Raw genomic sequence first — 14630 nt, 5'->3', positions numbered from 1 at the left:
CGGAGTTGGAGTACTGACCGCGGTTGGCCAAAATGTGCCTCGGGACGTCTCCGTGGTCTCCTTTGAAGATTCCTCAACCTGCCAGGTCCTGCACCCCACGCTCACCGCGCTCAGCCGAGACGCCGTGGAGTTGGGGAGGGCCGCTGCCGGTGAAATGCTCAAACTCCTGACCGGCGGGAACGTGGAAAAGGCGGAGCAGCGGATCACGGTTATTGCCCGAGAATCCACCGCCCCGCCTGCTGCGTAACCAAGTCTTGCATCGGTCCAGCGTGCTTGCTGGGCTCCGCGAATGTTAGGCCTCGCGGATGCTGGGCCCCACGCCTGCCCGATCCAAAGGCGCGCTTGCCAATGATGTCCAGGGCGCCCATGGTGTCGTCAGAAACGGTCAGCGCGCTCCACAATGTGGGCCTTGTGTGCCGCGTTGTCCCACGAGTACACGAGCTTGCCGTCGATCAGGACTTTCTCGGCACGCTCCTGCGATTCGAGCAGGTCGCCACTCCAGACCACTACGTCAGCGTCCTTGCCCACCTCGAGCGATCCGATGCGGTCGTCAAGGCCGAGCATCTCAGCTGGGTTGATGGTCAGGGCTTCAAGCACGGTCTGGTGCTCGGCGCCCTCGCGCACGCAGAGAATGCCCTGCAGTACCAAGCGATCGATGGGTACAACGGGGTGGTCGGTGGTGATCGCGAGCTTCACGCCCGCATTCGCCATTTCCACAAAGTTGTTGATGCCGCGGTCGCGCAGTTCAACCTTGGAACGCGAGGTCAGGATCGGGCCGTAGATGACGGGGATGTCCTTCTCCACGAGCACGTCGCGGAGCTTGCCACCCTCGGTTCCGTGGTTGACCACGAGCTTGTATCCGAACTCCTCCGACAGGCGAATCGCGGTTGCAATGTCGTCGTGGCGGTGGGTGTGCTGGTCCCATACGAGGGTCCCGTCGAGGACTGCAGCGAGAGTCTCGAGCTCAAGGTCGCGCTCAAACGGCTCGCCCTTTTCCTCGGCTGCCGCGCGCTTTGCGGCGTAGTTCTGCGCCTTCACAAATGCGGTGCGCATGACGTACGCGACGCCCAGACGAGTTGAGGGCATCTTGTCCTTGCCCCCGTACACGCGCTTCGGGTTCTCGCCCAGCGCGGCTTTCACGGAGACCTCAGCCTTGATGACCTGCTCGTCGATTGTGCGGCCACCCCACGTCTTGATGGCGCAGGTGCGTCCGCCGATGACGTTTCCGGAACCGGGCTTGATGACGGCCGCGGTCACTCCACCCGCGAGCGCGTCGCGGAAGCCCTCGTCGTCGATGTTGATGGCGTCCAGCGCGCGAACCCCGGGGGTAGTTGGCTGGGTCATCTCGTTGGTGTCGTCGCCCGCTGGGCCATTGGCTTCCTCATCGATGCCGATGTGTCCGTGCGCCTCAACGACACCCGGGGTTACCCACTTGCCGGTCGCGTCGATGATCTCGGCGCCTTCGGGCACGGTCACGTCGCCGGCTGCACCCACGGCCGTGATCTTCCCGCCTTCGATCAGGACAACGCCGCCCTCGATCGGCTCGGAGGTGACGGGCACTACGCGCCCGCCGGTGATTGCGATTACTGAGTTGCTCATGACTTCAACGCTACGCCACGTTTGTTGCAGGCTCTTTTCTGCGCCACGCCCTACTGCCTTCGCAGGACCTTCCCGCTCGGTCTGGCGAGTGCCGGTTTTTGGGTTGAGGAGGCCGCGGGAGTTTGGGCTGGGGCGCCGGGTGGTTTCGCGGCTATGCGGATATGGAACTTTCGCGGATGACGAGTGAGTAGTCGATCTCGATGTTCTGCGGCTCTTGTTCATTGGACGCGATGAGTTCGAGCAAACTGTTCACGGCTTGCTCTGCGATCCGCCGTTTGTTGGGTCGGATCGAGGTGAGTGAGGGAACCGAGAACTCGGCTTCTTGGAGGTCGTCGATGGCTGCCAGTGCGACGTCAGTCGGAACGCGTTTTCCTGCGTCTGCAAGCGCGCGAAGCGCGCCGAAGGCAAGCACGTCCGTGAAGCACACTATCGAGTCAAACTCGATGCCCTGTTGCAGCGCCGCGGTTACGCCTTCCCTGCCTGCCGTTCTGCTGAACTGATCTGTATAAAGCACCAGTTCAGGATCGAAAATCAGTCCCGCTTCGTCGAGTGCGTTTCTATACCCTTCGAGGCGTAACCGAGAACTGCGATAGAGGTCAGTATGGTACGCACCGAGTGTTGCAATCCTTGTGTTTCCTTGCTCGATGAGGTGGCGGGTGAGATCTTGGGCGGCTCGCACGTTGTCAATTGCTATCGAGGTGTACTTGGAACTAGAGATTTGCTCGCCGATCAGCACTGTGGGCACGCTGGGCGGTGTTTTGTAGAGCTCCGGTTTCTGGAGACCCATCGGGCTGAAAATTAGCCCATCAACGATGTGGGACGAGAACTCTCGGAGAAACTTTCGTTCGGCTTCTTTCTCGCCCCCTGTTTGCGTTGCGATGACTGTGTAGCCGTGTTCTTGCGCAACAAACTCGACAAGTTCGCACAATTCCGCAAAATAAGGCTGAGAGAGCTCCGGGACGGCAAAGCCGATGATTCGTGTGCGCCCCTGACGCAACCTACGCGCCGAGATGTTAGGGCGGTAGTTCAGTTCCTCGATTGCTCTGAGGACCTTTTCTCGGGTGGCTGGACGTACGTGGACGAAGTCATTGACCACGTTGGAGACTGTGCGCGGCGAGACCCCAGCGAGCTTCGCGACGTCGTGAATGTTTGCGGACATGCGCGCTCCTTGAGTTGCTGACCAGCCAAGAATCCGTATTTTCCCAGTCACTTTACAACAGTTCGGTCACGCTAGTTGACAGACTTACAGGCTTCATGCGTAAATCAATCCATCAAGTTTTTGCAACGTGGCAAAAGGGAGGGTTCCCGTGGCAACAGCATCCGCCCGGGCAGTAGGTGGCAAGAAAAGAGTCCTGAGTCCAAGCGCGAAGAAGGCAAGGAGTCGGAATCTGCGCTATGGAATTGCCTTCATTGCACCATTCATCGTTCTGTACCTGATCTTCGTTCTGTATCCAGTGGTGCAAGCGGTGCAGATGAGCTTCTACGACTGGGATCTCCTTGGTTCCACCAAGGAGTTCATTGGCCTCGGCAACTACGAGAGGATGCTGTGGGGCGTGAACATCGCGTGGTCAATGACCCACATGTTCTGGGTCAGGCTGGGCTTGCTGGTGGTTGCTGTGCTGCTGTTGTTCACGCCTGTGAAATCGAAGAGCATTACGGCCTGGCGTGTTACCGGCGTGCTTGCACTTGTTGCCCTTGCGTTTGTTCTCGGGTTCCACCCCGGGGAGAACGGATTCTGGAATGACCCGGACTTCTGGGTCTCTCTGAAGAACACCCTCTACTTCACCCTCATTTCCACCCCGATCATCGCAGGGCTGGGTCTGATCATGGCGCTCGCGCTGCAAGGTGGGAGAAGAGGCTCCAGGCTTTACCAAATGGCATTCTTCTTGCCATACATCCTGCCAGTTTCGGTTGTCACGCTGATCTGGAGTTACTTCCTCTCACCGAACCAGGGGCTTCTTGCACGAATGCTTGAACCATTTGGCGTCGACCCGATCTCGTGGCTTGCGAATCCAAACACAGCCATGACGGCAATCATTATCACCACCGTTTGGTGGACCGTCGGTTTCAACTTGGTCCTCTTTGCAGCTGGTTTGCAAGACGTAGACGCAACTCTTTATGAAGCCGCGTCCCTTGACGGTGCAGGTCGCTGGCGCAAGTTCGTCTCGGTAACTCTCCCGGGGATTCAGCACGTTCTGCTGCTGGTCATGGTCATGCAAGTTATCGCATCGTTCCAGGTATTCGGTCAGGTCAACATCATGACCGGAGGTGGTCCCGGAACTAAGACAAAGGTGCTTATTCAGCATATCTACCAAACAGGGTTCAGAGACTTCGAACTGGGTTATGCATCCGCGATTTCTCTCTTCTTGTTCGCGCTAATGCTCGTCGTCTCCGTCATCCAAATGAAGTACCTCGGGAAGGACAACACCAAATGAGCACCGTCGTGTCTCCTTCTCGCGTGAAAACCCTTGATGCCCCATCGGTCACCCTCGAGCCGCGGCGGTCGTTCCGCAGAGTCTCCGGGACCGCTTGGTATCACATCGCGATGGTGATTGCGGCGCTGGTGTGGCTCATTCCAATGTTCTGGATGACTTCGCTCGCGCTTACCGACAACGAGGCTCTGACTAAGAACACGACGAGCCTTATCCCGCAGGACTTTACACTCGATAACTTCTTGGGCGTTTTCTCCGTTGGGCTTACAAGTCAGTGGTTCCTTAACAGTGCGATCGTGACGCTTGGGACCACCGTGCTGACGGTTTTCCTGTGTGCAATGGCGGGTTATGCCTTTGCAAAGATCGACTTCCGTGGAAAGACGATCGTCTATGCGTCAGTCCTTGCTGGTCTGATGATCCCGAAGGAAGCGATGTTCATCCCCCTGTTCACAATGTTTGCGGATTGGGAAATGCATAACACCTACGGGGCACTGATTCTCCCGCGCATTGCAGCGCCACTCGGAGTGTTCCTCATGACCCAATTCTTCTCCAAGGTGCCGGATGAGGTTGAGGAAGCTGCGCGGCTCGACGGTGCGGGCCCTTGGAGAGTCTTCTTCTCGATCATGCTTCCGCTGGCGCGACCATCCATGGTCGCACTCGCAATCTTTACGTTCGTGCAGACCTGGAACGACTACCTCTGGCCGCTGGTCTCCGCAACGAAGGCAGAGATGTTCACCATTACCACAGGATTGGCCTCGCTCCAGGGCAACTTTGCTCAAGCGACGGAGCTGGGAAGTCTTATGGCTCGTGGACTTGTGGGGTCGCTGCCACTGCTCATCATTTTTGTGCTCTTCCAGAAGCACTTGATCCGAGGTATCGCAATGACCTCGGGTGACAAGTAGGCCCGCGTTCGTTCGACGCTAACCCCTTGGGGTGGCAGCGTGCGATGCATTCAGAAGCCGGTGAAACTCACCGCACCTCAGACGGACTGTTCGGTCCGTACGTTCAAAGGAGAAAGAAATGCGAAAGATGAAGGCCCTCGCGACAACGGCGTCGCTCGCCGCAGCAGCGATGCTGCTCGCAGCGTGCGGAGGCGGCACTAGTGGTGCGCCCGAAGGTGGCTCACCCGAAGGAAACAAGGACCTGAACGCAGCCATTAAGGCTGTCACTGCTGATGAACTTAAGGGCACAACGATCACGATGTCGCGCATGTTCGGCGACTGTGAAGAGACAACTCAGGGTGTTACCGACACCGCAAAGGCAACCTCTGAGTGTGAGGCTATCCAGATCCTCACCAACAAGTTCAACGCTGAGAATGAGTTCGGAATCAAGATTGAACGGCTAGGTGGGTCGGACTGGAACTCCTACTACGACGCGTTCAACGCTTCGATCGCGGGCGGCGAGCCCGCTGATGTGGCAAACCTCCACGACTACGCACTGTCCGACTACGCAAAGCGCGGACAACTCCTGTCCTTCAACCCAGCCGACTTTGGCATTGAAATGTCTGATGCCACTGCACAAGCGCAGAAATCCGTGCAGTACGACGGTTCGACCTACGCAGTCCCATTCGACTCCCACGCACTGTTGTGGCACGTCAACACTGACATCCTGGAGCAGGCGGGATACATGAAGGACGGCAAGCCCGTTTCTCCAACCTCGCCAGAAGAGTTCTTGCAAATGGCAAAGGACGTGAAGGAGAAGACTGGCAAGTACATCATGAGCGTTGGCGTAGCCAATGACGACATGCTGTGGCGCACGTTCTTCACCTTTGTTGCGCAGCAGGGCGGCGCACTCCTCAATGAGGATGGCTCAGCAAACGTGAACTCCGCAGAGGCAAAGAAGGCCCTTGAGTTCATCAACCAGCTCATCGAGGGTGAGTACATCCACACCAACGCCGACTACGCAGGATCGATCGACGAGTGGAAGAACGAGAAGTCGGCAATTCTTGCGAACGGAACTTGGGCAGTCAACGAATACGCTGCAACCTCAACCTTCGGTTACACGGTGGTGGACTTCCCAACAGTGTTCAACCAGTCTGCTGCTTGGGCATCCTCGCACATGTGGGTTATGCCGACCCAGAAGGACAATGACCCAGTGCAATACCGTGCGGCGATTGAGTTTGCCAAGTACCTGTACAACAACACCGACACCTGGTCGCTCGCCACTGGTCACTTCTCGCCACGAGTCTCGGTTATCAACTCCGATGCGTACCTGAACGCTCCACTGCGTTCCAACTACACGGAAACGGCACTCAAGAACATTACGTTCGTGCCTCAGGTAGACAACTGGACCGCGATCAAGTCGCTTATCCACACGCAGCTTGAGGAAGTCTGGTTCAACGGCAAGGCCATTGATGCAGCACTCACCGAAGCGCAGTCTCGGGTAGAGCAGCAGACCAAGTAGTCAGTGCCGATGCGGCATCGAGCGCGGCCCGACACGGGCCGCGCTCAATCTCAGGAGGTATCAAAAGTGGTCACCACTCGCCCCGTGCTCGATCTAGATGGCACGTGGAATCTGGAAATCCTAGACCGGAACTCGCAGGTTGAACTCACCGCCGCAGTCCAAGTGCCAGGACCGTGGACTACTCAAGTGGCAGGGTACGGAGACTCTCACGCCACTGTCCGATACTCACGCACTTTTGAGTACGTCCTTGGCTCGTCACACAGTGAATCTGTGATTGTGGCCGTGTTTGGCGGAGTGAACCACTCCGCTCGGGTCCTCCTCAATGGCGAGATTGTCGGTGAGCACGAGGGCGCCTGGGAGTCATTTGAGTGTGACCTGACGGATGCGCTTGTCGGCGGTGAGAACACGATCGTGGTCGAGGTGGGCTATCCGCCCCGATACGGCACTCCAAAGGTGCCAGGTTTTCTTGAGATCCCGCACGGTAAGCAGACCTGGTATGGAACCACCGCCGGAATCTGGCAGTCTGTTCGGATTGAAGAACGTCATCCTGTGCATGTCACTTCGCTCGGTCTGCATGCGGATGCTGCGACTGGCCTCATCTCTGTGGAACCACAACTGTCACGAGCTGAAGAAGGTGTACAGGTCCGCGTCGAAGTCTCGTACCTAGGGCAACCAGTGGCTTCCGCGGTTGCGGAACCTGGGGCCCCAATCCATGTAGGTGTGGATCAGCCAGAACTTTGGGGAATCGATCAGCCGAACTTGTATGACGTCAACGTTAGTATTGTGCGCGACGGCGTTATCTGCGACTCCGTCCAGCGCACAACCGGTTTCCGCGCGTTCGAGTCGCGCGACGGTAAGTTCTTCCTGAACGGACACGAACTTGAACTGCGCGGTGTGCTTGACCAGGACTATCACCCTGGTTCTTCGAGCATTCCAGAATCGACAGAAGCACTGGAGTCCCTATTCCGCGAAACTCGTGCACTCGGATTCAACATGCTCAGAGTGCACATCAAACGGCCAGACCCCAGGTACTACGAACTCGCAGATCGTCTTGGCATGCTGGTCTGGACAGAACTGCCGAGTTGGCTCACCTGGACCCCTGAAGGCGCGGAGCGCGGGGTTGCCCTGCTCGAACGATTTATCCGCGAGGACGAACATCACCCAAGCATCGTCATGTGGACGCTGATGAACGAATCGTGGGGTATCGACCTTGACAGCAGTAAGCAACGTGAATGGCTGCGGCACTCGTTTGACCGTGTAAAGAACGCAGCACGAGGTTCACTCGTTGTTGATAACTCTGCGTGTCTACCCAACTACCACCTCAAGACCGATGTTGATGACTACCACCTTTATCGTGGCATCCCGGAGAGCAGGCGTGAGTGGGATCGCCTAGTTTCTGAGTTTGCTGAGCGGCCGTCCTGGACTTTCAGCCCCCATGGAGACGGTGAGCGGACCGGGCACGAGCCATTAGTGCTTTCAGAGTTTGGAAACTGGGGCCTTCCACATGTTTTGGATCAGTTCACCGACGGATCCGAACCCTGGTGGTTCGCGACCGGTGCAGATTGGGCTTTCGGCGCTGCAGAAGGCACTAACTTGCTGTCCCGATTCGAGTTTTCCGGGCTGAGGGAAGTGTTCGGCAGTTGGGAAAGCCTCGTGCGCCAGCTTCAGCGCGTGCAAATGGTTGCGAACCGGTACCAGACCACGTCCATTCGATCGCATCCGGAACTGTCCGGGTACGTCCTTACTCAGCTAAGCGATGTGCAGTGGGAAGCGAATGGACTCTTTGATATGAACCGCGGACCCAAGCAGTTCAACGGAGAGTTTGCACTGGTGAACAGCGATTATGCGGTTGCCGTTCGTCCTGCGTCCTACTCAGGTTTTGTCGAGCAGGATCTCGAGGTTTCGTTGACTGTGGTGCCCGCGCGCAACGGTGCGCCTCAGTCAGAGGCGTTGGGGATGCTGTCTCTATCGGTAGACGGTCGTGCAGTCCATGAGGTTCCAGTACCTGCACAATCGTTTAGCACTCATGAGTTCACAGTGACGTTACCCGTGCACGCTGGTGCGATCGAACTGGCCGCTGAGCTTCGAGTCGATGGCGAGTTGGTCTCACGTGACGTCTCAGACATCATTGTGGTTGCTAGCGCGGGCGGATCGATTTCTACACCGGTTATTGCTGCGAACGATGATGTAGCCGATTGGCTCAATGCTCTGGGGCAGAAGCATGAGCGCTTTGGAACTCAAAAGACGTCGTGTGATGGCGAAGGTTCCGGTCTGCTTGTGACGACACTCTTCGACGTTGAGGCTCAGGCGCATGCACGCTCAGGAGGATCGGTCCTGGTTCTGATTGAGGATGAAGGGGCCCTTGCGGATGGCTTTGGGTTCTTGCCCTCAGCTCGAGTTGGTGCACGCACCGGCGACGGAGACTGGGTGCCACGCAACGAGTGGCTCGATCGCTCTGGGCCATTTGCTTCCGTTCCTGGCGAGACGATCTTGGGTATCGCGTTCGAAGATCTCCTCGGACCGCTAGTCATTAACGGGCTGCCCAACATGATGAGGCCAGCGCTGCAGTACTCGGGAATCTTCTCGGGTTGGTTGCGTGGTACGGCAACGACAACAGCCACCGTGCGCTGGAGTGAAGGTGACGTTACGCTGACGACCTTCCAGTTGCGCCAAGCACTCGCGCAAGCGCCTGTCGCACGCGAGCTTGGGCTTGCAATGCTGCGCGCGGCTGCCGGTGAGTAGGCGCAGGTATCTGCATTGAACAGGGATCACAGGCGGAACTGAACTCCAGCATGTGAGATGACATCGCATCTGGCCAGGCGAGTGCCGGTTTTTGGCGGTGAGTGCCGGATCGCGGATCCGGCACTCACCGCCAAAAACCGGCACTCGCGGGAGTTTGGGTTGAGGAGGCCGCTCGCGGTGCTCGCGGTGCTCGCGGTGCTCGCGGTGCTCGCCGTGCTCGCCGTGCTCGCTCGGCTCGCTGGCGACCACCCCGCCCACCACCCAGCAGCTCAGAACTGCAGGGGCGCGCCCGTGTACTTGTCCAAGTCCTTGTAGGCGCCTGTCTTGCGCCCGAGCCACACGAGCGACCGCAGGATCGCACTTTGCAGGCCCTTGGGCACTCCCGCAACGATCGTGTCCTGGAGATGCAGGATGAGCGCGAGGTGGAGCGGGTTCTTGGGTGTGCCGTTCTTGTCGGTCAGATTGTCGTCCATAAGGCCGTAGTGGATTCGCACGGACTCCTCGAACTGGAGCGGCGGCGAGATGCGCACGTTGAACGCCACGGGCTCAGGGGAGTCGTTGGTGAACGTGTGGTTGAGCCCCAGCAGAACGAGGGCCTTGTCGCCGGCGCCCAGCTCGAGTTTCTGGCGATCCACAGTGACCGCGAGCGTTCCATTCTGCACCGTGAACTCTTCAACGAATCGCTTGTGGCTGTGCAGGGGAGGCCCATCGCCGTTGGACGGCAGCTCCACGAGCAGGGTCAGGTGTTCGCCGCCCGTCTCGGAGGCGGTCTCAACAAATGTGATTGTCTCGCCGGTGACGCGGTGAGTGACAGTGCGCGGGAGCATGGTTCCTCTTCTGTGGGGTGTGGGCCGTAGGTAACTGTAGTGGGTGGTGCCGCCTGCGGCACCACCCCTGATTTTCGACGATCGTGCCCCACCCCCGCTCAACGCCCACCACCAGCGATCCTCGTGCCGTCAGGCACCCGTACCAACGCGCCGACTGCGAGGCGCAACTCTTCCGACTTGCGTTGGCACAATCGTCGAAAATCAGGGGGCGGAACCAGCCGCATCACTGTGCGGCGAAGGACCAACGACACGCGGCCGTAGGGCGCGGCTCAGGTAGGCTTGAGGAGGCCTGGGGAGGTCACAACTTTCGACACCGAAGGATAGTCACGCAATGACACAAGTGCTCCGAGCCGCCGCAATCCACACGGGAAAGCAGATTCTGCTGAACGGATGGATCGCGATCGCGGATGGCAGGGTTACCGCAATCGGCACTGAAGACATCGACCCAATTTACGCGGACGCGCAGGTCACGGAACTCGAAGGCACGATGGTGCCCGGGTACGTGGACATCCACTGCCACGGTGGTGGCGGCGGAGCGTTTGGAGGTTCGGGTGAGGACGCGCTAGCGGCCGCACGAACCGCGCTGCGCACGCACCTGAACCATGGCACCACCACGATGGTTGCCTCGCTCGTGACGGGCGCGATCGACCAGGTTGCAGAGTCCGTACGCACGCTCGGCCCGCTCGTGGACGCCGGCGAGATCGCGGGTATCCACCTCGAGGGTCCATGGCTCTCCCTCAAGCACAAGGGCGCCCACGCGCCCGAACTGCTCAAGGCGCCAACCCCTGAGGACATCGCTACGATTTTTGACGCCCACCCGGGCGCGGTCAAGATGGTCACCATCGCCCCCGAACTTGAGGGCGGAATCGACGCAGTGCGCAACTTCGTGGCACGCGGCGCAATCGCCGCAGTCGGCCACTCGGACGTGGACTACGATGGCGCTGCAGAGGCGATCGACGCAGGCGCAAACAACGTAACCCACCTGTTCAACGCCATGAACTCAATCCACCACCGCATCCCCGGCCCCATCATCAAGTTCCTGGACGACGAGCGCATCACCGTTGAGCTCATCGCGGACGGCGTGCACCTGCACCCGGGAATCGTGAAGCACGCAGCGGAGACCGCCGGACGCGGGCGCACCATCTTTGTCACCGACTCGATGGACGCCACCGACATGTCCGACGGCGACTACATGCTCGGCTCGCTTGAAGTGTCTGTGCTGGACGGAGTGGCCCGACTCAAGTCGAACGGCTCTATCGCTGGATCCACGCTCACCATGGAGCGCGCCGTGCAGTTTGCCGTTGCAGAGGCAGGACTGGAGTTCGAGGACGCGCTGGCAGCAGCCACCACGACCCCGGCCGCGGCTCTGGGCCGCACTGACATCGGCAACCTCGAGGTGGGGGCGCGCGCCGACGTGGTTGTGCTCGACCCAAGCCTCAACGTGACCAAGGTGTACCGCGGGGGAGAGCTCGCAGTAGAACGCTGACCTGACCCGGAACCACAGCACAAAAAAACGGTCGTGGCCCGATGCCCCCGCATCGAGCCACGACCTACTCGTTTCGGCCAACGTCAGCGGAGTCCCCGTATCAGTTATGCTGCGACGAGTCCGGGGCTCCGTGAGGAGCTCCCAGCTCAAAGAGGCATTGCGCCTCAGGATTACTCAGTGGCTGGCACCGCGCGCGGTGCCAGCCACTCGGTGTCTCAGTCCCAGTTGACCGCTGGATCGCGGTAGAACGCGACCTCGCGTGCGGCCCAGTCACGGGCGTGGGTTGGGAGGGCCTGCGCGAACTCTTCAAAGTCGCGTGGGGAACCCCATGCCACGGATGCAACACCGGCGATGCGTGGGAGCATCATCGTGGTGATGTCGTCCATGGTGCGGATGGTCTCGGTCCACAGGCAGGATTCCACGCCGGTGATCATCTTGGCTGGAACCGGCACGGCCTCGCTTGGCTCCCACTCGAACGTCGCCTTGAGCGGAACGAGTCCGGCCCAGGTGAGTCCCAGAGGGAAGTCCTCAACAGGCTTGAGGTCGAGGTAGACGTGCGGCGCTGGAGACGCAATGACCTGAACGTTCGGGTTCTCCGCGATGGTTGCGAGCTTTTCAAGGTTGAAGTTAGCGGTCCAGAATTGGACCTGCGTGTCGTCCTGAAGCTCGGAACCAGCGACCTCGTGCCAGGCCACCATCTTCTTGCCGTGCTTGGTTACGAGCTTGCCCAGACGCGTCATGAACTCCTCGTACTCAGGGCGTTCAACCTTGAGGACTTCGTCACCACCGAGGTGCAGGTACTCGCCGTGCGTGCGGCGGGCAAGCGAAGCCACGATGTCGTCGAGAATTGCCCAGGTGTCGTCCGAGGTGAGGTTTACCCAAGAGAAGCCAACCTCGATGCCTGCGTATGGCTCGCGCGGCTTTCCGTCCGGGGAAGCCTCAGGGAAAGCAACCAGCAGCGCGTTGGTGTGACCGGGGAGATCGATCTCCGGGATGACGGTCATGCCATGGAGGGCGGCATAGACCTGGATCTCCTCGTAGTCGTCAAAGTTGAGGAAGCCACCAGGCCCGCCGTCTGCATCGTTTGCAGAGGCGAGCTTGGTGAGCTCTGGGCGGCCGTCGATCTCGATGCGCCAACCCTGGTCATCAGACAGGTGGAGGTGGAGGCGATTCAAGTTGTAGGTGGAGGCAATGTCGATGACCTGCTTGATCTCCTTCACGCCAAAGAAGTGGCGGGCAATATCGAGCATAAAGCCGCGGTTTGGGTAGCGTGGGGTGGACGATGCGCTGAACGCTGGAGCGTTCGGGGTGCGCTGCGCTTGGATGAGCGCGTTCACGGCATACAGGGCTCCGGCAGCCGAGGCGGCCTTGATGGATACCCCGCCTTCAGTCACTACAAGCTCAAAGCTCTCGGGCGCGAGGCTGTCATCGAGGACGAAATCGAGTGTGGGGTTTGCCTCGACCGCGGACTCAGAACCACCCTGTGCGGCCTCGTTAGCAAAAGCTGCTAGGCGGTCGGCAGCTGCTGGTGCTTCTGGCCGAACAGCGGCCGCCAGCTCGAGGATCTTGGCGCTGCTGAGAACCGCTGCAGGGCCTTCCAGAAGGGTAAGGTCTTGAGGCCTTGGAATGATGTGCAAGCTCATGTTTAGCTCCGTCGTTGGCGCGATTACGATTACTTACTCGATTTCGGTCGGTGGGGCTTGACGCTAATTAGTAAGTAAGGTGTACTTACTTTATGACATCGATCGCCAGTAGTACAGGCCGACGAGCAAATGGGGCTCGCGTTACCGGAGGATCATCGAAGATCCTGCCGGTAAATGTACGGCAACTACACCGATCCCTCGTGCTCCAAGAGCTCTACAAGAAGGACCCCGCTAGTCGTGCGGACCTCGCTCGCGCAACGGGCTTGACCCGAGTAACCATCTCGGACGTTGTAACTGACCTTATGGAACGCGACCTCATTGAGGAGATCGGCCCCCGTCCAGGTGTGCGCGTAGGTAAGCCCGCCACGCTCGTGGACATCAAGTACGACGCACACAACATCGTCTGCCTCGACCTGTCCAACGAGAACGAGTTCCGAGGTGCAGTGGTTTCGCTTGGTGGCGAGATTCTCACCCGGGACTCCATTCAACTCGATGGCGAGAAGGGGGACAAGGCCACGGCCCGAGTTATCACCCTCGCAAAGAAGTTGGTTGCTGCTGCCTCTGCGCCAGTCCTCGGAGTGGGTATCGGTACCCCTGGTATCGTCAACGCCGAGGGACTCGTGCACAACGCCCCCAACCTCGGTTGGACGGACGTGGACCTGCCCAAGATTGTCTCGACCGAACTTGAACTCCCCACCTACGTTGCAAACGACGCAGACACTGCAGCGCTTGCCGAGAACACGTTTGGTGAGGGCGACGGCTCCGGCCTCATCCTCGTGCAGATCAGCCGCGGTGTTGGCGCGGGAATCCTGTGTGACGGACGCCTGCTTCGTGGTCCCGACGGAACCGCTGGAGAGATTGGGCACGTCAAGATCTCTGGCGACGGTCTTCTCTGCTCCTGCGGGCGCACGGACTGCCTCGAGGCCTACATCAACTCACCTCGCCTCCGCTCCCTGATCAGGGACCAGGACGAGGAAACAACGCACCGCGAGCTCACGCTTGCAGGTCAGCGCCTTGGGGACGTCGTCGCCCCAATCGCCCAAGCACTTGGTCTCCACGACATCGTGTTGTTCGGCGCAATGGAACTTCTCGACGGTCCGCTTCGCGTGGCCGCCGAAGAACGAGTGAACGCAAACACCTCCCACTTCTCCAACAAGCCAATCGTGCTTCGCATGGCCGCATTGGATCGCGAAGGAGTGCTAACGGGCGCAGCAGCGCACGTGCTGGGTGGTGAACTCGGGCTCTCTTAAGGAACTCGTTTTAGCACGCGATCACCAGACGGCCAAAGTGCCGGGCTAGCTACAGACCTCCCCTCATTGACTTGCCCGGCACTTCGGTTATTACTTCGGCCCCGAGCCATGGACTACGCGGTCCACGGTTGGGACCAACTACGTCATGTAAGACCTCGTCGCACACAAAGTCGCGACTACTTGGACTGGAACCGATCACTCGGAGACAGCCCTACGCACCGCAGGGCACCCGCGCAGACCAGCACGAA

At 59.4% G+C, this 14630-nt stretch carries 11 protein-coding genes; 7 read left to right on the top strand and 4 right to left on the bottom strand.

The window, feature by feature from the left end:
- The coding region (locus tag HGSM_RS14545) for a substrate-binding domain-containing protein (protein WP_195891319.1) at nucleotides 1-247 on the top strand (247 nt) is incomplete at its 5' end.
- Between the two features lie 128 nt (nucleotides 248-375).
- Here HGSM_RS14545 and HGSM_RS02150 read toward each other — a convergent pair.
- Complete coding sequence (locus HGSM_RS02150) at nucleotides 376-1599, bottom strand: amidohydrolase (protein ID WP_019147092.1); 1224 nt, start codon at nucleotides 1597-1599, stop codon at nucleotides 376-378.
- 151 nt (nucleotides 1600-1750) lie between these two features.
- A complete protein-coding gene (locus HGSM_RS02145; RefSeq protein WP_019147091.1) occupies nucleotides 1751-2758 on the bottom strand; it encodes a LacI family DNA-binding transcriptional regulator in 1008 nt (335 codons plus the stop codon).
- Between the two features lie 148 nt (nucleotides 2759-2906).
- Here HGSM_RS02145 and HGSM_RS02140 point away from each other — a divergent pair, with 148 nt between their 5' ends.
- From HGSM_RS02140 to HGSM_RS02125, 4 genes are all read left to right on the top strand, one after another.
- Nucleotides 2907-4034: a carbohydrate ABC transporter permease gene (locus HGSM_RS02140; protein WP_019147090.1), complete on the top strand. Its 1128-nt coding sequence runs from the start codon at nucleotides 2907-2909 to the stop codon at nucleotides 4032-4034.
- A complete protein-coding gene (locus tag HGSM_RS02135; protein ID WP_019147089.1) occupies nucleotides 4031-4933 on the top strand; it encodes a carbohydrate ABC transporter permease in 903 nt (300 codons plus the stop codon). The genes HGSM_RS02140 and HGSM_RS02135 overlap by 4 nt, the downstream gene beginning before the upstream one ends.
- A gap of 118 nt (nucleotides 4934-5051) precedes the next feature.
- The gene (locus HGSM_RS02130; protein WP_019147088.1) at nucleotides 5052-6434 is read left to right on the top strand and encodes a type 2 periplasmic-binding domain-containing protein; all 1383 of its coding nucleotides are present in this window, start codon (nucleotides 5052-5054) and stop codon (nucleotides 6432-6434) included.
- Between the two features lie 66 nt (nucleotides 6435-6500).
- Nucleotides 6501-9176, top strand: a complete 2676-nt coding sequence (locus tag HGSM_RS02125) for a glycoside hydrolase family 2 protein (protein WP_019147087.1) — start codon at nucleotides 6501-6503, stop codon at nucleotides 9174-9176.
- A gap of 269 nt (nucleotides 9177-9445) precedes the next feature.
- On the opposite strand, the gene HGSM_RS02120 is transcribed toward HGSM_RS02125, so the two are convergent.
- A complete protein-coding gene (locus HGSM_RS02120) occupies nucleotides 9446-10003 on the bottom strand; it encodes a cupin domain-containing protein (RefSeq protein WP_019147086.1) in 558 nt (185 codons plus the stop codon).
- A gap of 331 nt (nucleotides 10004-10334) precedes the next feature.
- Here HGSM_RS02120 and nagA point away from each other — a divergent pair, with 331 nt between their 5' ends.
- Nucleotides 10335-11489 (top strand): N-acetylglucosamine-6-phosphate deacetylase, encoded by a 1155-nt coding sequence (gene nagA / locus HGSM_RS02115; protein ID WP_019147085.1) that lies wholly within the window; start codon nucleotides 10335-10337, stop codon nucleotides 11487-11489.
- A 215-nt stretch (nucleotides 11490-11704) separates the two neighbouring features.
- Here the strand turns inward: nagA and HGSM_RS02110 are convergent, their stop codons facing one another.
- Nucleotides 11705-13132, bottom strand: a complete 1428-nt coding sequence (locus HGSM_RS02110) for a family 20 glycosylhydrolase (protein WP_019147084.1) — start codon at nucleotides 13130-13132, stop codon at nucleotides 11705-11707.
- Between the two features lie 92 nt (nucleotides 13133-13224).
- Between HGSM_RS02110 and HGSM_RS02105 the strand changes: the two genes are divergently transcribed.
- Complete coding sequence (locus tag HGSM_RS02105; RefSeq protein WP_040594239.1) at nucleotides 13225-14382, top strand: ROK family transcriptional regulator; 1158 nt, start codon at nucleotides 13225-13227, stop codon at nucleotides 14380-14382.
- The last annotated feature ends 248 nt before the right edge of the window (nucleotides 14383-14630 follow it).

The sequence above is a fragment of the Timonella senegalensis JC301 genome, from assembly GCF_000312125.1.
Lineage (GTDB): Bacteria > Actinomycetota > Actinomycetes > Actinomycetales > Cellulomonadaceae > Timonella > Timonella senegalensis.
Note: the sequence above shows the minus strand (reverse complement) of the source record. Positions and strands in the feature narration are given on the sequence as shown.